Annotated in this window: 21 protein-coding genes; 9 read left to right on the top strand and 12 right to left on the bottom strand. The window is 71.4% G+C overall.

Annotated elements, in window-relative coordinates; translation table 11 throughout:
* The first annotated feature begins 18 nt into the window (after nucleotides 1–18).
* The gene (locus tag ABGB05_RS31345; RefSeq protein WP_347657553.1) at nucleotides 19–1,419 is read left to right on the top strand and encodes an FAD-dependent oxidoreductase; all 1,401 of its coding nucleotides are present in this window, start codon (nucleotides 19–21) and stop codon (nucleotides 1,417–1,419) included.
* 189 nt (nucleotides 1,420–1,608) lie between these two features.
* Here ABGB05_RS31345 and ABGB05_RS31340 read toward each other — a convergent pair whose 3' ends face one another.
* Nucleotides 1,609–2,994: a PLP-dependent aminotransferase family protein gene (locus ABGB05_RS31340; protein WP_347657552.1), complete on the bottom strand. Its 1,386-nt coding sequence runs from the start codon at nucleotides 2,992–2,994 to the stop codon at nucleotides 1,609–1,611.
* A gap of 109 nt (nucleotides 2,995–3,103) precedes the next feature.
* Between ABGB05_RS31340 and ABGB05_RS31335 the strand changes: the two genes are divergently transcribed.
* From ABGB05_RS31335 to ABGB05_RS31325, 3 genes are all read left to right on the top strand, one after another.
* Nucleotides 3,104–3,946 carry a DMT family transporter gene (locus ABGB05_RS31335; RefSeq protein ID WP_347657551.1) on the top strand — a complete coding sequence of 281 codons (843 nt, stop codon included), beginning with the start codon at nucleotides 3,104–3,106 and terminating at the stop codon, nucleotides 3,944–3,946.
* A gap of 221 nt (nucleotides 3,947–4,167) precedes the next feature.
* Nucleotides 4,168–6,513 carry a DUF6351 family protein gene (locus ABGB05_RS31330; RefSeq protein WP_347657550.1) on the top strand — a complete coding sequence of 782 codons (2,346 nt, stop codon included), beginning with the start codon at nucleotides 4,168–4,170 and terminating at the stop codon, nucleotides 6,511–6,513.
* Between the two features lie 282 nt (nucleotides 6,514–6,795).
* A complete protein-coding gene (locus tag ABGB05_RS31325) occupies nucleotides 6,796–8,358 on the top strand; it encodes a glycosyltransferase family 39 protein (protein ID WP_347657549.1) in 1,563 nt (520 codons plus the stop codon).
* 93 nt (nucleotides 8,359–8,451) lie between these two features.
* Here ABGB05_RS31325 and ABGB05_RS31320 read toward each other — a convergent pair whose 3' ends face one another.
* Nucleotides 8,452–8,655, bottom strand: coding sequence for a DUF397 domain-containing protein (locus tag ABGB05_RS31320; RefSeq protein WP_347657548.1), 204 nt, complete (start codon nucleotides 8,653–8,655; stop codon nucleotides 8,452–8,454).
* Nucleotides 8,648–9,538: a helix-turn-helix transcriptional regulator gene (locus ABGB05_RS31315; protein ID WP_347657547.1), complete on the bottom strand. Its 891-nt coding sequence runs from the start codon at nucleotides 9,536–9,538 to the stop codon at nucleotides 8,648–8,650. The genes ABGB05_RS31320 and ABGB05_RS31315 overlap by 8 nt, the downstream gene beginning before the upstream one ends.
* A 306-nt stretch (nucleotides 9,539–9,844) precedes the next feature.
* Here ABGB05_RS31315 and ABGB05_RS31310 point away from each other — a divergent pair, with 306 nt between their 5' ends.
* Together ABGB05_RS31310 and ABGB05_RS31305 are read left to right on the top strand one after the other, a co-directional pair.
* Nucleotides 9,845–10,165, top strand: a complete 321-nt coding sequence (locus ABGB05_RS31310; protein ID WP_347657546.1) for a DivIVA domain-containing protein — start codon at nucleotides 9,845–9,847, stop codon at nucleotides 10,163–10,165.
* Nucleotides 10,165–10,410, top strand: coding sequence for a hypothetical protein (locus ABGB05_RS31305; RefSeq protein WP_347657545.1), 246 nt, complete (start codon nucleotides 10,165–10,167; stop codon nucleotides 10,408–10,410). Before ABGB05_RS31310 ends, ABGB05_RS31305 begins: the two co-directional genes overlap by 1 nt.
* Before the next feature lie 421 nt (nucleotides 10,411–10,831).
* Here the strand turns inward: ABGB05_RS31305 and ABGB05_RS31300 are convergent, their stop codons facing one another.
* Nucleotides 10,832–11,746 carry a hypothetical protein gene (locus ABGB05_RS31300; protein WP_347657544.1) on the bottom strand — a complete coding sequence of 305 codons (915 nt, stop codon included), beginning with the start codon at nucleotides 11,744–11,746 and terminating at the stop codon, nucleotides 10,832–10,834.
* A 284-nt stretch (nucleotides 11,747–12,030) separates the two neighbouring features.
* On the opposite strand from ABGB05_RS31300, the gene ABGB05_RS31295 reads away from it, so the two are divergent.
* Both ABGB05_RS31295 and ABGB05_RS31290 read left to right on the top strand, forming a co-directional pair.
* Nucleotides 12,031–12,492, top strand: coding sequence for a hypothetical protein (locus ABGB05_RS31295; RefSeq protein WP_347657543.1), 462 nt, complete (start codon nucleotides 12,031–12,033; stop codon nucleotides 12,490–12,492).
* Between the two features lie 72 nt (nucleotides 12,493–12,564).
* Nucleotides 12,565–13,218, top strand: a complete 654-nt coding sequence (locus ABGB05_RS31290) for a M23 family metallopeptidase (RefSeq protein WP_347657542.1) — start codon at nucleotides 12,565–12,567, stop codon at nucleotides 13,216–13,218.
* On the opposite strand, the gene ABGB05_RS31285 is transcribed toward ABGB05_RS31290, so the two are convergent.
* The 7 genes from ABGB05_RS31285 to ABGB05_RS31255 all read right to left on the bottom strand — a co-directional run bounded on the left by ABGB05_RS31285 (nucleotide 13,184) and on the right by ABGB05_RS31255 (nucleotide 20,537).
* Nucleotides 13,184–14,266, bottom strand: coding sequence for a hypothetical protein (locus ABGB05_RS31285; protein WP_347657541.1), 1,083 nt, complete (start codon nucleotides 14,264–14,266; stop codon nucleotides 13,184–13,186). The two genes, ABGB05_RS31290 and ABGB05_RS31285, sit on opposite strands and share 35 nt — an antisense overlap.
* An 83-nt stretch (nucleotides 14,267–14,349) precedes the next feature.
* On the bottom strand, nucleotides 14,350–14,988 hold the full coding sequence (locus ABGB05_RS31280; RefSeq protein WP_347657540.1) for a GNAT family N-acetyltransferase: 639 nt from the start codon (nucleotides 14,986–14,988) through the stop codon (nucleotides 14,350–14,352).
* Between the two features lie 31 nt (nucleotides 14,989–15,019).
* Entirely contained in the window at nucleotides 15,020–16,357 is a 1,338-nt protein-coding gene (locus tag ABGB05_RS31275) for an ABC transporter substrate-binding protein (protein ID WP_347657539.1), read from the bottom strand.
* A 35-nt stretch (nucleotides 16,358–16,392) separates the two neighbouring features.
* Nucleotides 16,393–17,217: a carbohydrate ABC transporter permease gene (locus ABGB05_RS31270; RefSeq protein WP_347657538.1), complete on the bottom strand. Its 825-nt coding sequence runs from the start codon at nucleotides 17,215–17,217 to the stop codon at nucleotides 16,393–16,395.
* Nucleotides 17,214–18,251, bottom strand: coding sequence for a sugar ABC transporter permease (locus tag ABGB05_RS31265; RefSeq protein WP_347657537.1), 1,038 nt, complete (start codon nucleotides 18,249–18,251; stop codon nucleotides 17,214–17,216). The genes ABGB05_RS31270 and ABGB05_RS31265 overlap by 4 nt, the downstream gene beginning before the upstream one ends.
* 19 nt (nucleotides 18,252–18,270) lie before the next feature.
* Nucleotides 18,271–18,975: a glycerophosphodiester phosphodiesterase family protein gene (locus ABGB05_RS31260; protein WP_347657536.1), complete on the bottom strand. Its 705-nt coding sequence runs from the start codon at nucleotides 18,973–18,975 to the stop codon at nucleotides 18,271–18,273.
* Nucleotides 18,976–19,265: 290 nt separating this feature from the next.
* Nucleotides 19,266–20,537: a citrate synthase gene (locus ABGB05_RS31255; protein WP_347657535.1), complete on the bottom strand. Its 1,272-nt coding sequence runs from the start codon at nucleotides 20,535–20,537 to the stop codon at nucleotides 19,266–19,268.
* Between the two features lie 68 nt (nucleotides 20,538–20,605).
* Here ABGB05_RS31255 and ABGB05_RS31250 point away from each other — a divergent pair, with 68 nt between their 5' ends.
* Nucleotides 20,606–21,712 carry a citrate synthase 2 gene (locus tag ABGB05_RS31250; protein ID WP_347657534.1) on the top strand — a complete coding sequence of 369 codons (1,107 nt, stop codon included), beginning with the start codon at nucleotides 20,606–20,608 and terminating at the stop codon, nucleotides 21,710–21,712.
* Between the two features lie 85 nt (nucleotides 21,713–21,797).
* On the opposite strand, the gene ABGB05_RS31245 is transcribed toward ABGB05_RS31250, so the two are convergent.
* The gene (locus ABGB05_RS31245) at nucleotides 21,798–23,084 is read right to left on the bottom strand and encodes a glycoside hydrolase domain-containing protein (protein ID WP_347657582.1); all 1,287 of its coding nucleotides are present in this window, start codon (nucleotides 23,082–23,084) and stop codon (nucleotides 21,798–21,800) included.
* Between the last annotated feature and the right edge of the window lie 143 nt (nucleotides 23,085–23,227).

Raw genomic sequence — 23,227 nt, 5'->3', positions numbered from 1 at the left:
GTCGGAGGAGTCGGGTTCATGTCTCGGACCGAGAACGTCGACATCCTCGTCGTCGGCAGTGGTGAGGCCGGCAAGTACCTCGCCTGGACGATGGCCGGCGAGGGCCATCGCACCGCCGTGGTCGAACGTGACCTGATCGGGGGAGCCTGCCCGAACATCGCGTGTCTGCCGAGCAAGAACATCATCCACTCGGCGAAGGTCCGTTCGTTCACCCGGAGGGCCGCCGAGTTCGGCGTGGAACTCGGGTCGGCCGGGACGGACATGAGAGGCGTACAGGCGAGGAAGCAGGCGATGGTCGACGGCCTGCGGCAGCTGCACCTGGACCGCTACCGGGCCAGCGGCGCCGAGCTGATCATGGGTGGGGCACGTTTCGTCGGGGCGAGGACCGTCGAGGTCGAGTTGGTCGGCGGCGGTACGCGCCGGCTCGGCGGCGAACGGGTGTTCCTCAACCTGGGGACCCGGGCCACCGTGCCGGACGTACCCGGGCTGGCCGCCGCCGGGCCGATGACCCACGTCGAACTGCTCGACCTCGACCGCCTGCCGGAGCACCTGGTCGTCCTCGGTGGCGGCTACGTCGGGCTGGAGCTGGCGCAGGCCATGCGCCGCCTCGGCGCCGAGGTGACCGTGATCGAGCGCGGACCGCGGTTGGCCAGCAACGAGGATCCGGACGTCGGAGCGGCGCTCCTCGAACTCTTCCGCGACGAGGGGATCACCGTCGAACTCGCGACCCAGGTACGGCGCGTCGAGGGGACCTCTGGTGAGCGGGTGCGGGTCGTCACCGCGTCGCGGGACCGTGCGGGTGTCGTCGAGGGCACGGACCTGCTGGTGGCCACCGGTCGTACGCCGAACACGAGCGGTGTCGGGCTGGAGGTGGCCGGGGTGGAGCTGACCGAGCGGGGCTACATCGCCGTCGACGAGCATCTGGCGACCACGGCGGAGAACGTCTGGGCCATCGGCGAGTGCGCCGGAAGCCCGCAGTTCACCCACGCGGCCTTCGACGACTTCCAGGTGGTGCACGACAACCTGTCGGGCGGCGTCAGGAGCACCAGGGACCGCCTGCTCGCGTACTGCATGTACACCGATCCGGAGCTGGCCCGCGTCGGGTTGACCGAGTCCGAGGCCCGGCGCCGTGGCATCGGGTACCGCCTGCTCACCATGCCGATGGCCGCGGTACTGCGGACCAGGACCCTGTCGGAGCCGCGCGGGTTCATGAAGATGCTGGTCGCGGTGGACAGCGACCGGATCCTCGGGTTCACCGTCTTCGGGGTCGAGGCCAGCGAACCGATGGCCGTCGTACAGACGGCGATGGTGGCCGGGCTGCCGTACACGGGCCTGCGTCAGGCGATCTTCGCCCATCCGACGACGTCCGAGGGGCTCACCTTCCTGCTGCGCAACACTCCGGTCCCGTCGAGCCCGTAGCCGGGGCGGGACCGTACGCTGATCCACGCCCGGTTCGACGTGGCCGCGGCGCCGGCGGCGGGCCGACCCGGTTGGAGCTGGAGTGGTGCGTGCCGTCGCTGAACGTGCCGTTCACCGACCACGAGGCCCCGCCGCCGCGGCGGAGGTTGCCCAGGCGCGGCACGGCGGCCGGGGCCGGACGGCCGGAGGTCACGGCTCGACGACGAGCGGCGCGAGTCGGCGGATGGCGTCGTCAACGTCCGACGCCGACGGCGCCGCGACATAGCTGACCCGGACGTGCATCGGGTCGCTGTTCGTGGCGTGGTAGTTGGTGCCGGGCGTGACGGCGACACCTGTGGCGAGGGCGGCGGCGACGAGTTGATGGTCGTCGAGGTGGGCCGGAACCGAGACCCACAGGTGGTAGCCGCCACGCGGTCGCAGGGGCAGAGCGTGGGCGCCGAACGTCGCCGAGACGGCGCCGGTGGCCACCTCACGGCGGTGCGCAAGTGCGGTGCCGAGCGTCTTCAGGGTGCGTTTCCATCCGGCGGCGGTCACCACCTCCAGCGCCGTGAGCTGCAGTGGAGCGGGCACGAACAGGGTGTCGATGACGTGCGCCGACCGCAGTCGGGCCAGGACCGGCCCTCGGGCGGCGATCGCACCGACGCGCAGGTTCGGCGACGTCACCTTCGTCAACGACCTGATGTGGACCACGGTGCCGTCCGGGTCGTCGACGATCATCGGGGGCGGCGTGGGCCCGGCGTCGGCATGCGCCATGTGCCGGGCGAAGTCGTCCTCTACGACGAAGGCCGCGTGGCGGCGGGCGATGGCGCGGATCTCGTCGCGCCGGGCCACCGGGAGGCTTGCCCCGGTGGGGTTCTGGAACAGCGGCTGGACGATGATGACGCGGGCCCGCGTACGGGTGAGGGCCTGCTCGAGGTCGTCCGGGCGTATCCCGTCGTGGTCGAGGGGAACCGGAACGGTTCGCAGGCCGGCCGCGTGGGCGGCCGCGATGGTTCCCGGGTAGGTCGGCGACTCGATGAGGACCGGATCTCCCGGTTGGGCGAGCGCGCGTAACGCCGTGGCCAGTGCGCTCTGCCCTCCTCCGCAGACGAGGATGTCATGGCGGCCGAGACCGCCGCCGATGTCGGTGGCAAACCAGTCGCGCAGCTCGGGCACCCCACCGACGGGCGGACGGTTCCATGCCTCCGCGCGTTTCGTCGCGCGGGACAACGCCGTGGCCAGGAGTCCCAACGGCTGCAGTGCAGGATGGAGGTAACCGCCGTTGAGGTCGACGATGTCCGGCCCTGACGTCAACAGGGTCCCCATCAGGGCGGACGGCCTGAAGTCGCGCAGGGTGCCGAGGTTGGGCGATTCCTGGCTCGCGGTGTCGAGGGCGGACTCCTGCCAGGACGTGTCCCCGGTGCGGGACACCGGGCGCGTCGCCGTGCGGTACGTCCCCGCGCCGGGGCGGGACGCGATGAGTCCGCGCTGGGTGAGGAAGGCCAGCGCGGCAGAGACGGTGGTGCCGCTGACGGCGAAGCGGCGTACGAGCTCCCGATGGGTTGCGACACGTGCCCCCTCGGGCAGTAGCGCCACTTCCTGCGCGAGGATATTTGCCAGAGAGTGCCAACTGCTATCCTCTTTCATGAGAGCTCAGGATAGCGCTATCGCGCCGGGCCGGATATCGCCACCGTCGAGCGGAACCGTGTACGCCGCGCTCGGCGTGCTGGGTTTTTCGTTCAGCTTCCCGGCCACGCACTGGACACTCGACGGGTTCGGGCCGTGGAGTGCCACCGGGATCCGCGGCCTCCTCGCCGCCGTCATCGCCCTCGTCGCCCTCGTCGCGACACGCGCACCACTACCCAGCCGCGGCGACTGGCGCGCCCTCGCCGTCGTGGCGGCCGGATGCGTGATCGGCTTCCCGTTGCTCACCACGTTCGCCCTGCAGGCATCGTCCACCGCACACTCCGCTGTGGTCATCGGGGCGCTGCCGATGGCCACCGCGACGATCTCCGCCCTGCGTACGGGACGCCGCCCGTCCAGGGCGTTCTGGGCAGCGGCATCCGCCGGCGCGGCCGCCGTCATCGCGTTCACCATCTCGCAGAACCACGGCCGGCCGACGAGCGCTGACCTCTATCTGCTCGGCGCGCTGCTGGTCTGCGCCGCGGGGTACGCCGAAGGCGGGCAACTCTCGGCGCGTATGCCTGGCTGGCAGGTGATCGCGTGGGGCGCGGTCCTCGCCGCGCCCGTCAACGTCGCCGTGTGCGCGGTCGCGCTTGCGCACGAGCCGGTGCGTCTGACGGCCGTGGCCATCACGGGCATGGCGTACATCGCCGGCATCTCCCAACTCGGCGGGTTCGTGGTCTGGTATCGCGGCATGGGCCTCATCGGGGTGGCGCGGGCGAGCCAGCTCCAACTCGTCCAGCCCCTGCTGACGCTGGTGTGGGCCGTACTCCTGCTGGGCGAGCACCTCAGCGCTGCGGTGCCGCTGACCGCGGCCGTCGTCCTCGGCTGCATCGTCGTCACGCAACGGGCGAGGACGGCATGACGACTCCGGGCAGCCCGGACCGGAACTCGGCCACCATCTCGTACCGGATGGGCTGTGGGAATGGTTCCGGCAGCTCGTGCCGCGAGAGTGCGTACGCCGGCCCGCAGGGTGGCGGCCGACCACCACACACCCCGACGGCCCCGCGACATCGATGTCGATCTCGACAAGTCGACGGTCCACGTGGCATCGTCGGGATCCCCACCACCCCCGGGAGGCACCCGATGGCCGCTGACCGACCCGTCGCCGCCCGTCGGCGCGGCACCGACGCCACCGGGCCCTCCCGAGCCACCGGCGCCGGGTCCCGACGATGGTTCGCGCCCCGGGGCCTACCGGGTCGACGCCTCGGCCTGGTCGGCCTCACTCTGGCCACCGCACTCACCGTCTCCACCGTGCCGGCCGCCGCCCACGACCGGGGTACACCGGGCCGGCTCGGGATCGAGGTGCTCTCCAGCCGCCCCGACCAGGTCAGCGGCGGGGACGCCCTGCTGCGCATCCCGGTCGGCGGCCGGGTCGACCCGGACTCGGTCCGGGTCACCCGTAACGGAGTCGACGTCACCCGGTCCCTGGGGGTCGACGGTCGGGAACTGCGCGGGGTCGTCGACGGGCTGCGCCCCGGGTCGAACGTACTGCGGGCCACGGCGCGGGGTGCCGGGCCAACCACGCTCGTCGTCCGTAACCACCCGGATGACGGGCCGATCTTCTCCGGCCCACGGCAGTACCCGTTCCTGTGCCGGACCGAGCAGAACGGCCTCGGGCAGCCGATCGTGGACAACCACGACGGTCAGGGCATGCGGGTGACCGGCCCGGACGGGGCCGTGGTGGGCTGGAGTCGGGACTGCGCCGCCCGGACCGTGCTCGACCGGCTCTACCGGGCCGCCGACGGGACCTTCAAGCCGATGCCCGCCGACGGGTCCCGACCTGCCGACCTCACCACCACGACGACGCTGGACGGTCGGACCGTCGACTACGTCGTACGCCGGGAGCGGGGCACCATCAACCGGTTCGTCTACTCGATCGCCGTGCTGGACGAGGGCTGGAACCGGCGGGTGATCTACCACTTCGACGGTGGGGTGGCGATCGGGCACGACCAGGGCCGGCTGCCGGGGGCCCACCTCTACCACGAGGGCCTGTCCCGGGGCTACGCCGTCCTCTACTCGACCGGCACCCGGACCGCGACCCACTACAACCTGGTGCTCGGCGGCGAGACGGCGTTGATGCTCAAGGAGCACTTCGTCGAGAACTACGGGGTGCCGCTCTACACCGTCGGCGTGGGTGGCTCCGGCGGCGGCATCCAGCAGTACGTCTACGGGCAGAACCACGGCACCCGGGTCATCGACGCGGCGGTCCCGCAGTACTCGTACCCGGACATGGCGACCCAGACCATCCACGTCGGAGACTGTGAGCTGCTCGAGTACTACATGGACGTGACCGACGCGGCCAACCCGAAGTGGCGGGACTGGGCGAACCGGAGCTGGCTGATCGGCATGAACGCCAGCGCGACGGTGCCGAACCCGTACCGGGGTGGTGCGCCGGGCTCCACCGAGTGTGTCGAGGGTTGGCGTGGTCTGACCCCACTGGCGCTGAACCCGCGCTGGTTCCCCGGTGACCCGCTGTGGGAGCGGATGGATCCGCCCGGGGTCAGCGCGTCGGTGCAGTGGACACACTGGGCCGACCTGGTCAACGTCTACGGCACCGACGCCTCCGGGTACGCCCGCTCGACCTGGGACAACGTCGGCGTCCAGTACGGCCTCTCGGCGCTGACCTCGGGGAAGATCACCCCGGCCGAGTTCCTCGACCTCAACGCCCGGGTCGGGTCGTGGCGCCCGCAGGCGGAGATGGTGTCGGAGGGCTGCCCGTTCGTGACCACGGCGTGCGCCGATCCGGCCCAGTTCGACCCGTGGTCGTCCCGGAACATGCGGCTGTCGCCGGACGGCGGGCTCACCCCGGCGCCGCGTACGACCGGGGACCGGCGGGCGATCCGGGCCGCGTACGAGTCGGGGATCGTCTTCACCGGTGACATCGACATCCCGATCGTCGACTGGCGGCACTACCTCGAGGGACAGCTCGACATGCACAACGCCCACCAGTCGTTCGTCTCCCGGCAGCGGATGCGCGACCACGACGGGCGGGCCGGCAACCAGGTCATCTGGTTCACCGACGCCCGCCCGACCGAGGCGTACGACCAGACGCCGGAGGCGTTGGCGGTGATCGACGAGTGGATGTCGAACCTGCGTACCCGGCCGTGGCTCGGGGTGGTCGGCAACAAGCCGGCGCTCGCGGTGGACCGGTGTTTCCGTACCGACGGCACCGAGATCGCCCGGGGCGACCACGTCTGGGACGGTGTGCTCGACCGGCGTGCCGCCGGTCCCTGCACCCGGTACTTCCCGCTGCACGGCACGTCCCGGACGGTTGCCGGCGGGCCGATCGCCGGCGGGGTCTACGCCTGTGACCGGCAGCCGGTGCGGACGGCGGTCGCCCGTGGTCTCTACGGCTCGTGGCGGCCGTCGGACGCGGAGCGGCGGCGTCTCGAGCGGATCTTCCCGACCGGGGTCTGCGACTACCGCTGACCCCTGCCGGCCCGTGCTGAGCAGCGCCGTCGGCTGACGGCCACCGCCGTGGTGGCGGTCGCGGCTCGCTGACGGTCGCCGCGCGGTGGCCGTCAGCGCGTTCGTGTCCGCCCGAAGAGTGCGTTGACAGTCGATACCTAACGGTTAAACTCTAACCGTTAGGTATCGACGGCCGTCCTGACCGGACACCGATCCGACGAGGCCGTAGTCCGGGAGCAGTCGCGTCCACCGCCGGTCGGATCCGCCAGGCCCGGCGCATCGCCCCGGGAAGGGAGTTCCGCGATGCTGACCCGACAGACCATCCCGGACGGCCCACCGTCCACAGCGGAAGCCACTCGTTCCGGAGCACCAGCCGGCGACAACCCCGCAACGGAGTTGCCGCCGGTCGCCTGGCGGCCGGTCGGTGTCGTAGCCGTTGCCGTCGCCGCGCTGCTGCTCGCCACCAACGGCGGCTACGGCTACCACCGCGACGAGCTCTACTTCCTGATGCTCCGCCCGGCCTGGGGCTACACCGACCAACCGCCGCTGACCCCGGCCCTGGCCCGGCTCGCCGACACCGTGTTCGGCGGGACGCTCTGGGGGCTGCGGCTGCCGGCGACCCTCTGCGTGGTGGCGGCGGTGCTGCTCGTCGCACTCCTGGCCCGGGAACTCGGCGGCCGGGCCGCCGCGCAGACCCTGGCCGCGTTCGGTGCCGGCACCGGCGCCGCCACCCTCATCTTCGGGCACGTCCTGCTCACCGCCACCCTCGACCTGGTGGTGTGGCTCGCCCTGCTGCTCTGCGTCACCCGGGCACTGCTACGCGACCAGCCACGCTGGTGGCTGGCCGCCGGCGCGGTACTCGGCGTCAGCCTCTACAACAAACTTCTGGTGGTGCTGCTGCTCGCCGGCCTCGGGCTCGGGCTGCTCACCGTCGGACCGCGCCGGGTGCTGCGTGACCGCCGACTCTGGGCCGGGGTGGGGATCGCCCTGCTCATCGGCCTGCCCAACCTGGTCTACCAGCTCGGTCACGACCTGCCCCAGGCGGAGATGGCCGGGGCGATCGCCGACGACCGGGGCGCCGAGTCGCGTAGCAGCTTCGTGCCGTTCCAGCTTCTCCTCGTCGGCCCGCCGCTGGCCGCGATCTGGATCGCCGGACTGGTCGGCCTGTTCCGTCGCCCACAGTGGCGTCGGGTCCGGGCGGTCGGCGTCGCCTACCTGACGGTCTGCGGCATCGTGCTGCTCGCCGGTGGCCAGCCGTACTACACCTACGGGCTGCTGGTGGCGCTGCTCGCGGCCGGATCCGTGGTCACCGTCGACTGGTGTGCCCAGGGGCGGCGTCGAGCGCGCACCGGGCTGGTCGCCACGGCGGCCGTCCTCAACGCGGTGGCGAGTGCGGTGATCGCCCTGCCGCTGCTGCCGGTCGGCACGCTGGGCGAGACCCCGATCCCCGGCATGAACATCACCGCCGCCGACTCCGTCGGCTGGCCCCGCTACGTCGACCAGGTCGTCCGGGCGTACGACGGACTCGCCCCCGCCGAGCGGGACCGGGCGGTGGTGCTGACCGCCAACTACGGTGAGGCGGGTGCGCTCACCCGGCTCGGTGCCGACCGGCTGCCGCCGATCTTCAGCGGCCACAACGAACTCGGGCGTTACGGGCCGCCGCCGGAGTCCGCGACGGTGCTGATCGGCGTCGGAGTGGGGGAGGCGGCCGCGCTCGGCCGATTCTTCGGCGACTGCGCGTTGGCCGGACGGCTCGACAACGGCGTCGGCGTCGACAACGAGGAGCAGGGTGTGCCGATCGTCGTCTGCCGGGACCGGACCATGTCGTGGGCCGAACTCTGGCCCCGGATCCGACACTTCGACTGAGCGGCTGGTGCCGGGGCGGGGTGGTGAGAGCACGCCGACCGGCCGGGACCGGGTACGCCTCCTGTTCAGGGAGACGTACCCGGTCCCGGTTGGTCAACGCCGAAGGGCGCTGCTCTTGACGGTGGTCACGAAGGCGGCCCAGGCGCCCGGGGCGAAACGCAGGACGGGACCGGTCGGGTCCTTGCTGTCGCGGAGCCCGACGACGCCGGACAGGTTGTCGGCGACCTCCACGCAGTCACCGCCGTTGCCGCCACTGCGTGTGCTCGTGCGCCAGCGTGCGCCGGTCAGGTCAGTCATCTCGGGCCTCACTGATGATAGTGCTGATCAAGTTCGTCGATTGTCCCTCATCGAGCGCGAGCGCGGTCAGTCTCTTCCACACGTTCACGTAGGCCGCCAGTTCCTCCGGCCGGTCGAGGTAGAGGGCCCCGGTGAGTGATTCGGTGTAGGCGACGGACGGCTCCGGGAGGCTGCGGCCGCCGTTGCCGGGCGGGAAGTCGAGGATGACAAACGACCCCGCCACCGCCCCGGGATGCGGGCCGGCGGCCAGCGGCAACACCCGCAGCGACACGTCCGGCAGTTCGGCCACCTCCCGCAGGTGCTGGAGCTGGGCGGTCATGACATCCGATCCACCGAGGGTTCGGCGGAGGACCGCCTCGGAGATGACGGCGTCCAGCCTCGGCGGCTTGGGCAGCCGGCGGGTCAGCAGGGACTGGCGCTGCATCCGGACCTCGACCAGGCGTTCGAGTTCCTCCTCGCTGGCGAACGGTCGGTCGAGCCGGTAGATCGCGTGCGCGTAATCCCAGGTCTGGAAGAGGCCCGGAATCAGCGACTCGTCATATCGGCGCAGGTGGGAGGCGGTGGTCTCCAGGCCGACGTACATCTCGAACCAGCTCGGGATGGCGTCGCCGTACGCGTGCCACCAGCCCTTCGACCTGGTCTCGGTGGCGAGGCCACGGATCGCCTCGGTCATCTCGGGGGTGACCCCGTACAGCTCGCACATCGCCTTCACGTCGAGCAGCCGGACCACGCCCACTCCACTCTCGATCCGCCACACCTTCTGGCGGCTGTACTCGAGCGCGTTGGCGGCGGCGTCGAGCGTGACGCCGGCCTCGGTGCGGTACTGCCGCAGCAGCCGGCCGAGCTGCCGCCGGGGCACCGTCGAGCCGATCTCTTCTGCCATTTTTGATCTCCCCAGTTCCATCAGGTAACACTCCGGGACCTGCCCCTGCAACACGCGACCGTTGCGAGAAAGAAAGTCAACTGCTCTCTCCGTCGTGGCATTGCGGGTTTGCTCGGGGCTCCCTCAGGATGTCGTGAAGGAAGTCGGTTGTCGATCCCTGAACGGGCGTGTTTGGCGAATTGACGCGTTGTCTTTCAGTGGCCGGAGCGCGCTGCTCTGGTCCGTTGTGTCGTGTCCGATGCATACCCCATTCGCGCCGTGGGGTCGCCTCGGCCATTACCAATCCCGAAGAGAGGTGGGCTCGTCGTGCGGGTCGGGTTATCGGGTTTCCGTCGGTCGAAGCGGCCGGCGAGAGAGCAGCGGGACAGTGGCCGTTACCGGTCGGCGGCGTACCTGCCGCTGCGGCCGTGGCAGGTGCGGGACCGACGGTTCCGGATCGCCCGGGTCGGGCAGCGCGGCTTCGACCAGGCCGAGGTCCGGGCCTTCCTCGCCCAGGTCGCCGACGACCTGGCCGCCGCGTACGAGGCGGTGGCGCGTAGTCGGGAGGAGACGGCGCGGATCAAGGACGCGTTGCGGCGGTGGCAGTCGGAGCAGGCCGGCACGGTCGGCGAGCGGGGCTGGCCCTGATGCGGTACGTCATCCAGCTTCCGGTCACCGCCGTCGACCTGCACACCGCGATCCGGTTGGCCCGAGTGGTCGCCCGGACGACGAGTTTTCTGCCGCATGTTGACCCCCGTGCCACCACCGTCGCCGAGGACGGTGGTCCCGGCGTACGACACCGGGTCTTCTGCGACCTGACGCTGCCGGACGGTCGGGACTGTCTGCTGCGAGTTGGCCACGACGGCCCCTGTTCCCGCCGGCTCCGACGTTGACCCGACACCCCTGTTGGCCTGTGAAACCAGAGGAGTGAGCCCGTGCGTCTGGTGCTGACGCTGGTGGTGGTCGGGGTGTTCGGCTTCGCTGCCGGTCTGTTCCTGTTCAAGGTGAAGTCGCGGTGGTGTCCGCAGTGCGGCGCCCGGTTCCGATGCCCGGACTGTCGCGGTCGTGTTCCGCACCCGTATCTGCGGAACAGCCGTAACCGATGGTCGTGATCTTTTCCACCTCCCCTTCTGGTCCATGGTGGCGGAGGTGGAAGTGGGGGCGGGTGCGCCGCGCGGTTGAGGTTCAAAATTGGTCAATGATCCGGACCACGCAGCCGCCGGATTGGTTCGCGTTACTCAGGACGTGATGAGGGAGTTCGAGATGACTCCACGTCGCCTCTTCGATGCGCTCGACACCAGGTGCCTCAAAGGGTCACGTCCCTGAACCACCGCGGAGCACCCCGGCGAACTCCTTGCGCAGCGTCGGCAGGTCGACCGGGTGGCCGGCCAACTCGGCGCACAGGTCGGCAAGTGGCCACGACGTGTACGCCCCGAACCGGGCGGCGTAGATCGCCACCGTGTCCAACGCGAACGAATCGGAGTAGTCGAGCAGGACGTACCCGAGCAACTGGTCCAGCTCCGGCCGCTCCAGGGCCGCGAACCGGGTGCCGTCCGCACGCCGCTTCCCCTGCGTGGCCTTGAAGTCCACAAGCGTGCCACCGACGATCAGGTCGGCGTCGGCGTGGAGGTCGGCACTGCCGTCGAACGTCGATCCGGTCACCACCTGTCCGACCGGCAACGACGGCAACAGCCGCTCCACCGCGAGGTCCCGCATCGCGATCAGGTCGGCGACCTCGTCGTTGGTGGCCAGTGCGAGCAGATCCACAGACCGGCTCTCCGGGTCGAGCGACATCAATCGGGAGCCGTCGATCCGGGCCGCCCGGTACAGCTCGACCAGCAGCGCCAGCGCGTACGACACCCGGGCCCACCACTCGTCGGACCGGTCGCCGAGCGAGGCCGGCTGGACCGGGCCAGGATTGCCCGCCGCGTCGAGCGCACCCAACTCCCGCAGCAGCTCGACACCGGCGCGGCGGCCGGGTGCCCGGCGGAGCCGCAAGCCTTTCGCGGCCAGGCTCACCGACGGCGCCGGGTCGACCAGAAACCGCAGCCACCAGTCGATGGCCGCGCCCTGCGTGCCCAGCGCGACCGTCGAGGCCGGCAGCACCCGGGCTGGTCCGATCCCCTCCCGGTAGTCCGCCTGCACGTCCTGGTGGTGCGGGAACGTCGCCCGTAGCCACCGGGTCACCGGACTCCGGGCGTTCTTCACCTCGCTGGTCAGGACGGACACGGGTCGAACCTCCGAGGCGGGCCGATTCTGGTCGTTTCCCGACGCGGGGTGCGCCGGCCGGCGAAGCGTAGGTGGGACCTGCGCGACGTGTTGTCGTGAAACCGACTCATGACGTTTGGTCGTACGGCCCCCTGTCCGTCCGGCCGATCCTCGCCGCGCCGCCGGGGCATGGCCGGCGGATAGCGGGGAAACGGATACCGGCACGGACGGTTCACGGACGACGTCCGACGACCCGGGCGGCCGGTGACGGGTGGCCCGGACGACTCGGCGCGGAGGTGGGGGCGATGGGGGCGAGCGGACGTCGGATGGACGGCGAGGGAAACCCGGTCGGTCAGGAGCGTGGTCCGGAGTCGGTCCGCCCGTGGGGGACCACCGGCGGAACCGTCGACCGGGATCCGCCCTGGGGCGCCGGTGAGGATTCGCCGCTGGACGAGGGAAGCGAACAGGCCGGCCTGCCGCCCGCCCGACGCGGCGAACGCCGGGCCGGACCGGAGGGGGCCGGGATGCCGGGGGTCGACGGCGAGCCACCGGAGGGTCCGCTGCCGTGGTCACCGGAGTCCGGTCGGCACGGCTTCGGATCGGTCGAACCGAGCAGGGTGCCGGAGGCCGGACCTGGCGGCGCCCCGCCCGACCCGGCGCCGGCCCGTAACCCGTTCCCGGACGACAGCGGGCTCGACGACCTGCGGGGCAGCCCGCTGGAGGAGCAGACCGGGATGCGGTCCGAAGGCGTCTCCCGACGCGAGTAGTCGGCACCACGACGGGTGACAGGGTGGGACCCGGCAGCGGGGATCTTGCGCTCGTCTGCCATCCTCGGGGCGGTGACGACCGGCCACCCGACCAGCCACCGCCCCCGCCGTCGTGTCCGTAGCCGTACGGTGCGCGTCGTACTCGTCGTGGTCGCGGCCGTGGCCGTGCTCGCGGTTGTCGCCGCCACCGTGGTGCTGGTGCAGCTGCTGCGCCCGGCCGGACCACGTCCGCTCTTCCAACTCCCCGTCGCCTGCGGTGAGACCTGGCAGCTCGGCACCTATCCGGGCCACGACGACTACGACGTCGACCTGTTCCCGACCAGGGGCGAGGCGTGGGGCCGGCCGGTGCTCGCGTCGTACGCCGGCGAGGTCACCGTGGCGGGGATCAACGGCTCGCTGGGTGGCCGTACGCCCGACAACCCGGAGGGCCCGCGCGGTCGTGGCGGTGGCTACTGGGTGAAGATCGACCACGGGGGTCGGTGGGAGACGCAGTACCTGCACCTGCTCGAACCGCCGCTGGTCCGGGTCGGCCAGCGGGTCGAGCAGGGCGAACAGATCGGCAAGGTCGGCAGCACCGGCAACTCCGGGGCTCCGCACCTGCACTACGAGCAGCGTCGGCGCTGGGAGAAGGTGGAGGCCCACTTCGACGGCGAACCGTCCGGTATCACCCACGACGACCGTGAGTACACGGTCACCCGCAAGAGCAACAACTGCCCGGCCGGCTGACCGGGGCCGGCGCCAGCGCCGACCAGCTCGGCTCGTCCGCCCAGATCGAGGCCGGGTCGACGTACGGACGCAGCAGTCCGACCAGCTCCGGATCGCCGCGACGATTGAGCGTGTCCGAGGCGATCCGCCGGGCCGTCCCGGCGAGGAAGTCGGCGACCTGCACCCGGGGATCCAGGTGTGACTCGACAAACGTCAGCCCGGCCAGCCGACCTGCCGGCGCCAGGCCGGGCACGGTGGACAGCCGCGCCCGACCCGGCCCGCCGGTCAGCGGCCCGGAACCCGGCCCGCCGAACAGCTGTCGGAGCTGCCCGACGTGCTCTGCGGTCAACGCCGTCTGGATGTCGTGGACGATCGAAACCGGCACACCGTCGGCACCCCAGTAGGCGACGGCCGACACGATCGCCGGGATGATCGGGTTCAGCGCCGGCGCGCTACCCGGTCGGTCGAGCAGACCCTCCAGCACCGACTCCAACCGGGCCCGGGCCTTGGGCAGCAGCCCGAGGATCTCCTCGGCCGGCCCCGCCGACCGGCCCCGCAGGTCGTTCACCACCTGGTAGAAGTCGTCGACCGAGAGCCAGACGCCCCGACGGTTCCTCGGCCGCAGCAGATACTTGAACGCCTCCAGGAAGCCGTTCCACCGGTCGCGGGGGAACCCGCGCCGGCCCTCCCGGTAGAGCGTCACCGCCATGATCCACGCCTCCCGGCCCTGGCACAGCCCCAGGCTCGCGGCGTGGTCGGCGTCGTCGACCAGCAGGTCGACAATCCGGCGTACGACGAAGAACTCCTTGTCGGTCAGGTGGACCCGGGCCTGCCCGAGGATCGGACCCGACGGCCCGAACAGCCAGACCAGGGTTCGGCGGTTCTTCTCCCGGAGCAGGTGGTTCGCCTTGTACTCGGTCGCCGGGGAGCGGATCTGTCGCCGCAGTTCCTGAACACACTCCGCCGCCACCTCGGTCGGCAGCCGTACGCTGGCGTGCGCGAACACGTCCGTCACGCCACCGACGAGCCGCTCGCCCTCCGAACCGGACTCGTCGCAGGCAAGGTCCACCGGTCCAGCCTGGTACCCGCGCCACCTCCGGGGCAACCGGGAATCGGCCGTCCACCCCGGCGGAAGGTCGCGCGGGGTCGCCGTCACCGGTCCGGCAGCGGACGGTTGGTGTAGACGGTGATGCCGTACCCGGTGCCGTGCCGCAACCAGCCGACGGCGTCGTAGAACGCGGTGGTGCCGGCGATCCCGGGGACGGTGAGCAGCCAGGCCGGGTGGTCCGCCACCAACGCGTCGAGCAGTCGGCGACCGAGCCCGCCCCGCCGCGCCGACGGGAGTACGGCCAGTTCGGCGACCTCGAGTGCACCGGAGAGCGCCTCGGCGGCCGGGCCCAGGAGGCGGCGTACCTGACCGTAGGCGCGGTCGTCGGGGAACGGGTCCGGCGTGGTGAGCCCGAGCGCGAAACCGGTGAGCGCGCTGTCCTGCCCGGCCAGGACGGCGGTGAAGCCGGGCTGCTCCACCCAGAGGGCCAGCAGTTCGGCGAACCGGACGGCCCGGGCGGGCGGCTCGTTCCACGGCGGCGCGCAGAACACCGCCCGGTACGTCTCGACCAACTGGTCGCGTACCGCCCACGCCGACCCGCCGTCGATGGTCCGTACCCCGGTCCCGGCACCGGCCGGGGTGCCCGGACCGCCCGGTGCGGCACCGTGCGGGGCGGCGCCGTGCGGGGCCGCACCGGCGGTGGGTGCCGGGGGTGGCGTCGGTCCCGGATCCGAGGCGCCCATGGTCGGGCAGCTTACCGTCTACACACGACGGTCAGCTGTACCGGGCGACGGCGTCCCGGACACTCTCGGCGTTGCGGCGCAGCTCCTCGGCGACCGCCGTGAAGACCTGCTGGGCCGGCTGGTTGTCGGCGTAGATCTTCTGCAGCCCGCCGTAGATCGCCTTGTTCGCGTTCGGCACCAGCAGTCGTACCTGGTCCTGCGCCCGGGTCTTCGGCAACTGCTCCACCGCGACCCGGTAGCCGGGCCGTTCGGCGAAGAGTTGCCGTAGCTGTGGAGTCTGCTGGGCGGCCTTCGTCGACGGCAGGTAGCCGGTGTCGATCGACCACTGTGCGACGTTCTCCGGTCGGGCGGCGAACCGGACGAAGGCGAACGCGGCCTCCTTGCGCTCCTTCGGCGCGCCGGCCAGCATCGCCAGCCCGCCGCCACCGGTCGGGCAACCGAACGCCTTCTGCTCGGGCAGGAACGCGGCGCCGAAGGAGAACTTCGCCTCCCTGGTCAGCGCCGTCATCACCCCGGTGGACTCCTGCAGCGTCGCGATCAGCTGGTTGGTGAAGTCGACCCGGGGGCTCTCCGCCAGGTAGGCGAGCCTGTCCTGGTGGATCAGCCGCCGCTGCCACTCGCCGGCCTCGACCGCCCCGCCGGTGTCGATCGCGACCTCCATCCCCCGGGAGTAGTTGCCGCCCCACTGCCACACCGCGCCCTGGAACATCCAGTCACCGTCGACCCGGGGGTACGCGTGCAGCCGGGGCGCCCGGCCCCCGACGGTCAGCTTCCGCAGCTCCGGCGCCCACTCCCGCAGCTCGTCCCAGGTCTTCGGACCCCGGTCCGGCAGTCCGGCCTTCGCGAACATGTCCCGGTTGTAGTAGAACAGCGGCGTACTGCGGCCGAACGGCACCCACCACACCTCGCCCCGGACCGTGCCCTCGCTGATCAGCGAGTCGACGTACTCGGTGGGGGAGAAACCGTCGGTGAAGTAGCCGGTCAACGGCTCCAGGGTCTGGTTGAGGTGGAACCGGTGCCAGGAGACCTCGGAGAAGATGCACAGTTCCGGGATCTGTCGGGCCTGCAGACCGGCGGCGAGCTTCTGGGCCACCTCGTCGTACGTGCCCTGGAACTGTGCCTCCAGGTAGACGTCCTGCTGGGACTCGTTGAACCTGCCGACGAGTCGGTTGAACGCCTCGCCGGTGACACCGGTGTACGGGTACCAGATCACCACTCGTTGCCGTTTGCGGTACTGCGCCGGGACGTCGCCCTTCGGCTGGCTGTACTGGCCGCTGCCGCCACCGCCGCCACAGCCGAGCGGGGTCAGTGCGAGCGCGGTGCCGCCGGCGAGGCCGAGCAGACGACGGCGGGACAGGGGGACGGACATGGTTTCCTCCGGGGGCTCAAGACATGATCAGGACGTCAGCCCTTGACCGCGCCCTGGGTGAGGCCGGCGACGATGTGTCGTTGGGCGACGAAGAAGACGGCGAGTACGGGTAGGACGACGAACACCGTGGCGGCCATGACCGCGCCCCAGTTGACGTACCCGTCGGCCTGTTTGAGCATCAGCAGGCCGACCGGCAGGGTCCGCATCGTGTCGGTGTTGGTGACGATGAGCGGCCAGATGAAGTCGTTCCACTTGCCGACCAGCGACACGATGGTCACGGTGATCAGCATCGGTCGGGACAGCGGCAGGACGACCCGGTAGAGGATCCGCAGGTGGCCGGCGCCGTCGGCCCGGGCCGCCTCGACGATCTCGGTGGGGATGGTCAGCATGTGCTGGCGCAGCAGGAACGCACCGAACGCGCTGGCCGCGCCGGGGATGATGATGCCCTGGTAGGTGTTGATCCAGCCCAGGTCGGCGACGGTCAGGTAGTTGGCCAACAGGGTGACGTGTCCGGGCACCATCAGCGCGCTGAGCAGCACACCGAACAGCACCCGCTTGCCGGGGAACCGCAGGTAGACGAAGGCGTACGCGGTGAGGACCGCGTTGGTCACCTCGAGCAGGGTGCCGGCGGCGGTGGTGACCGCCGAGTTGACGAAGAAGTCCGCGAACGGTGCGGCCCGCCACGCCTCCGGATAGTTGTCCCACCGCAGGCTGCCGGGCCACCAGACCGGCGGGAACGTGTAGATGTCGGCGGACTGCTTCAACGAGGAGGTGAACAGCCAGTACAGCGGCCCGACCATGAGCACGCCGAGCAGGGCGAGCAGCAGGTGGAGGCCGAACCGGCGCAGCCGAGTGGTCACCGGTAGTGCACCTTCCGTTCGAGGTAGCGGGTCTGCAGCAGGGTGACCACCAGCAGGATCGCGAACATCACCATCGCCCCGGAGGCGGCCGGGCCGGCCTGGAAGTCGCTGAATCCCTTGTCGTAGACGTACCAGGAGAGGATGGTCGTCGCCCCGCCCGGGCCACCGTCGGTCATCACCGCGATCACGTCGAACGCCTGGAACGACGAGATGATCGTGGTCACCGTCAGGAAGAACGTCACCGGGGAGAGCAGCGGCAGGGTGATCCGGCGGAACACCCGCCACGGGCCGGCACCGTCCAGCGCCGCCGACTCGTACAGGTCCTTCGGCAGGTTCTGCAGACCGGCGAGGTAGACGATGGCGCAGAAGCCGATGTTCTTCCACAGGTAGACGAGGATGATCGCCGGCAGGGCCCGGTCCGAGTCGGTGAGCCAGGCGGGTGAGTCCGCCCCGACCAGTTCGAACAGGAACCGGGACAGTCCGTAGTTGGGGTCGAAGATGAACAGCCAGGCGAGTCCGACCGCCGCGCCGGAGAGCACGTGCGGGGCGAAGACCATCGTCCGGACCAGCCCCCGACCGCGGAGCCGCTGGTTGAGCAGGACCGCCACGGCCAGGCCGAGCAGCAGGCTGCCTCCGACCACCCCGACCATGAAGTACGCCGTGGTGCGCAGCACTCCGGGGAACTCGCCGCCGGTGAGGAGGTCGACGTAGTTGTCCAGCCCGACGAAGCGCTTGACCGGCGCGATCATGTCCCACTCGGTCAGGCTCAGGTAGGCGTTGTACACGACCGGCCAGTACGAGAAGACGCCGAGCAGCAGGAAGTTGGGTGCCACCAGGACCAGGAAGAGGGCGTACTCCCGCAGCCGGCGACGGTGTCGGGCGCGGCGTCCGGTGCGTGTGGTGCGGGGGTTGCCCGGCGCCGTCCCGGCGCGGCCCGTCTCGGTGCTGTCCGATCCGGCACTGTCCGATCCGGTGCGGGGCAGCGCGGTGTCGTCGGCCGGCAGCACCGCCTCGCTGGCTGGCACCTCCGTCACCTCCCCGGTCTCCGTCGGTTCACTCGCCGGCCGCGACGGGCGCGGCCAGCCGGAGCAGAGCGTCGATGTCGTCGCTGACGATGCCGTCCACGCCGTAGGCGTACGCGGCGGCCAGGTCCGCCTCGGCGGCGAGCGGGCCGACCCAGACCCGGTAGCCGCGCTCCCGCATCGCGGGCACCCCGCAGGCGTCGGCGACCCGCCACCGCGGACCGAAGTACTGCGGACGCATCGCGTCGAGCAGGTCCTCCGACGGCGGGACCGGCTCGGTCCAGTCCAGTCCGATCAGCGCGTCGGGCTCGGCGGTACGCAGCCGGACCAGGGCTTCCCGGCCGCCCTGCCGGGCCGCGACGAAGATGGCCCGGTCGAAGGCGTCGCCGTGTCGGCGTAGTTCGCGTACCGCGGGTTCGATCACGTCGTCGGTCTTCAGGTCGACCAGGAACGTCGTCTCCGGAAAGGCGACGAGTAGTTCGTCCAGGGTGGGCACCTGCTGGTCGTCGGCGCCGGCGGCCCGTACCTCGTCGAGGGTCAGGTCGGCGATCGCCGCCGGTACGCCCCAGAGCCGGTCCATCCGGGCGTCGTGCAGTAGGGCGATCCGTCCGTCCCGGGTGAGCCGCAGGTCGAACTCGAGGGTGTTCGCGCCCTTCGCCGCCGCCGACCGGAAGGCGGGCATGGTGTTCTCGCGGTGGGCGAGCGGGTCCCCGCGGTGCGCGATCGTCAGGAACAAAACGCCTCCTCGTGCGATCGGAGACGGTCGAGCCGTTTTAACGCCCGAAACCGTTGCTATCACGGATGGAGTTAACACAGACAGCCGGTAGTTAACACGATCGACACTGACGGGGCAAGTGCTACGGCCGGGCGGTAGAGCAGGAGAAAGTGGAGCGAGTACCGAGCGTGTGCCGGACACTGGGTGCGACGCGACGGCGGGCGGTCCACCGGTCATGGCACCGTGATGTTAAGAAACGGCCATCGGGCGTTAAGAATCTGCCGCGTCGGGCCCTGGTGGCCGGGCCACGGTCATCCGCCCGGACGGGCGTCCCTCGGCAACTGCCCGGCGTACCGACCGCTGGGCCGGAACCGGCTGGGGCGGTCGGTGTACTCCTCCAGGGCGTGCGCGAGCCAACCGGCCGTCCGGGCGACCGCGAAGACCGCCTCGCCCGCGTCCAGGTCCATCCGGTACCGCAGCGCGAGCGCGGCGACCGCGAAGTCCACGTTGGGCAGCTTGCCGGAACGACGGGTGACCGTCGTGGCCACCTCGGCGACGACCTCGCCGGTCGGGTCGCTGTCATCCCCGCCCGGGGGCCGCGTCGGCCCGCGATGCTTGTCGACGTCCGGGGTGGCCCGGAGAAGGTCGAGCAGGATGGCCGCTCGGGGGTCGCCCGCCGGATACAGCGGATGCCCGAAGCCGGGGACCCAGCCCTCGGCACGCAGCCGGTCGGAGACCGTGCCGACCGGATCGCCGGAGCGGACCGCCTCGGCCAGCATCCGGTAGGTCAGCCCGCTCGCCCCGCCGTGCAGCGGCCCGTCCATCGCGGCCAGTCCGGCGCCGACCACCGCGTACGGGTGTGCCCGGGTCGACGCGGCCACCCGCGCCGCGAGGGTCGAGGCGGCGATGTCGTGGTCGGCCAGCACGACAAGGGCGGCGTTGAGCGCGGCGACCCCCGCCGGGGTCGGCTCGACCGGGCTGAGCCGCCGCCACAGCGCGCAGGCGAGCGGAAACCGCGTCGCCGGGTCGGCCCCGGACACCCGTACCGGCAGGGCCGCGACCATGGTGTCCAGCATCGTCCGGCCGGTCGACACGACGGCCGCGTCGGTCGTGTCGAACCGCAGCCGGTCCGCCGCACCGGCGGCCGCGACGATGAGTCGGAGTCGGTCGGCCAGCCGCGCGGTCGGCGGCAGCGGCCCGGTCACCGCCGTGGCGAGCCGGCGCAGCCCGTCGTCCGGGGTCAGCGGAACGTGTCGCAGTTCGCCGCTCCACAACAGCGTGACGACGGACTCGAACGACTCGGTACGCGCCAGCACTCCGACGGCGTGCCCCCGGTAGAACAGGGCGTCGTCGGTGATCAGGGTGATCCCGGTGTGGATCGCCGGGGCGTCGGGAACGGACCGGGACCGGCGTCGCCCCGCCGCGAAGGCCAGTACATCCGACTCGGCGAAGAGGCTCGCCTTGCCGTCGCCGTTGCGTCGGCTGGCCAGCAGCCCACGGCTGACGTAGGCGTACACCGTCTCCTTTTTCACGCCCAGCCGGCGGGCGACCTCCTCGGTGGTCAGCAGCCGGTCCTCGGTCATGTGGCCATGATCCCATGTTGACTGAATCAACGTTGACAGGGTTGACGCCGGGACCGGACATTGAGCCGATGCTGAACGTGAACCCAGGACTTGCCGGCGTGGTGGCCTTCGACACCGAGATCGCCGAACCGGACCGCGACGGCGGCTTCCTGCGCTACCGCGGTGTCAACGTGGAGGACCTGATCGGCCGGGCCGGCTTCGCCGACGTGTGGGGCCTGCTGGTCGACGGCGACTTCCGCCACGGCCTGCCCGCCGCCGAGCCGTTCCCGGTGCCGGTGCACTCCGGTGACATCCGGGTGGACGTGCAGGCGGCGACGGCGATGATGTCGCCGTACTGGGGACTGCGACCCTTGATCGACATCAGTGACGGGCAGGCCCGCGAGGACCTGGCGCGGACCTCGGTGATGATGCTGTCGTTCGTCGCCCAGGCCGCCCGTGGGGCACGGCTGCCCGCCGTACCGCAGCGGCTGATCGACGAGGGCCGGAACATCACCGAACGCTTCATGATTCGTTGGCAGGGCGAACCGGACCCGCGTCAGGTCGAGGCGATCGACCGGTACTGGACCTGCGCGGCCGAGCACGGGATGAACGCCTCGACGTTCACCGGCCGGGTGGTGGCCAGCACCGGCGCGGACGTCGCGGCCTGCCTCTCCGCGGCCGTCGCGTCGATGTCCGGCCCGCTGCACGGCGGCGCCCCGGCCCGGGCGCTCGGCATGGTCGAGGCGGTGGAGAAGCGTGGCGACGCGCGCGGTTACGTCCGGGAGGTGCTGGACAGCGGGCGTCGGCTGATGGGTTTCGGGCATCCGATCTACCGCGCCGAGGATCCGCGGGCCCGCATCCTGCGTACGGCGGCCCGGGAGCTCGGCGCTCCCCGCTACCAGGCGGCCCTCGCCTTGGAGGAGGCGGCGCTGGCCGAGCTGCGGGAGCGCAAGCCGGACCGGGTGCTGGAGACCAACGTCGAGTTCTGGGCCGCGGTCGTGCTGGACTTCGCCGGGGTGCCGGCGGAACTCTTCACCCCGCTGTTCACCTGCGCCCGGACCGCCGGGTGGAGCGCGCACATCCTGGAACAGAAGCGGCTTGGCAAGATCATCCGCCCGTCGGCGGACTACGTCGGGGTGCCCGACCGGGAGCCCGGGCAGCTGCCCGGCTGGGACCGGGTCCTGGCCGCCCGCTGACCCGACACCGGTCCGCCGCCACGGCCGGCCCGGATGATCCCGGCCGGCCGTGGTGTCGCCGGGACCCGCGGTCGTCCCCGGTGCCTCAAGTCCGGGTGACCCGGACCGCGTCGGCGATGACGTAGCCGGTGCCGGTGGTCCACCGGCTCACCCCGACCCGGTCACCGTCCCCGGCGGGCAGGGTGAAGACGCCGAGCGACACCCAGCGTCCGCCACCGGTCCGCTGGTCCACCCGTACCGTCTGGTTGCCGGTGGTGGTGGCGACGACGTACGGCGTCGCGTCGTTGTAGCCGGCGTTCGCGGCGTACCAGACCGAGACCTCGTAGCGGGCGGTCTCCGGGATGTCCAGCCGGAACCAGGCGACGTCGCTGGCGGCGACGGGCTCGGCGAACCGGTAGTCGGCGCCGTGGCGCTGGTCGGAGTAGGTCGAGGTACCCCAGTTCGTACTGGCGGTGAACCGTCCGGCGGTGGTGTTGTCGACGGTGCTGCTCCAGGTCGGCGGTGGCTGGCCGGTGCCGGGGGCGACGTCGAGGTAGTTGCGGTCGATCCGCATCCGCACCCCGCCCCAGGTCTCGTAGACGTCGCCGGCGTACTGGTGCAGCCGCTGGTGGTCGTCGTAGTACTCCGCCGGGCAGTACGGGCCGGCGTCCAGGTCGGCCACGTCGTTCCACCAGGCGAACCAGAGGTGGTCGACCCGGGTGTACGTCGGGTCGTGGTACGCGGCGCACAGGTCCTGCACGCCGGACGAGCCACTGGAGTACATGCCCGAGAGGTAGCCGAGGGTGTGCAGCCGTTCCGTCCAGCCGGAGAGGTACGACAGCACGGCGGCCCGACACGACGCGTTCGACGGGTAGTGCTCGATGTCGTTGTAGATCGTGCTGCCGGCGGGAATGCCCAGCGCCTGGGCGGCACTCACCGCGGCGGTCGCCCGGCTCGTGCCCTGGGAGCGGGCCACCGCCGGGTCGCCGGACATCTTCGGTGTCCGGGTGCCGCACGGGGCCTGGTAGTCGAGCTCGATCGGGATCAGGCGCCAGCCGTTGCTGGTCTGGTTGCTGACCCAGGTCGCGGTCAGGTTCGGCTGGGCGCACGAGCGGCTGGCACCGCTGATGTAGATGCCGACCGCCCGGTACGGGGAACTCGCCCGCCAGGCGTTCATCGTGGCCTGGGCGGGCGCGGCGCAGGTGTCGAAGCCCCGGCCGACGAAGGTGCCGGGCTGGGGGCCGACCGCCGCGGCGGACGCCCCGGATGCGTCGGCTGCCACGCCGGTCGCGGCCACCGGCGTCGCGGGCGTGCCGTCGGTGATCGTCGGCGAGGCGGTCGCCACGGCCGAACCGGTGAGCAGGGTCGCCAGGCCGGCCAGAGCTGCCATCATCCCTTTCACCCGAGCCTCCCTCAGAAGGTAATTTTCATACGGACCGGATGATTGGAAGCTTTCTATCATGCATCGACGGTTGCCGCTAGCTGTCGTTGGCAACGGGGACGGAAACGGCCCGGCCGCCGCCCGCGTCAGCGGGC

Origin of the sequence: Plantactinospora sp. B5E13, assembly GCF_039871775.1 — a bacterium.
Classification (GTDB): Bacteria; Actinomycetota; Actinomycetes; order Mycobacteriales; family Micromonosporaceae; genus Plantactinospora.
The sequence above is the reverse complement of the archived record's forward strand: the minus strand, read 5'-3'. Positions and strand labels throughout refer to the sequence as shown.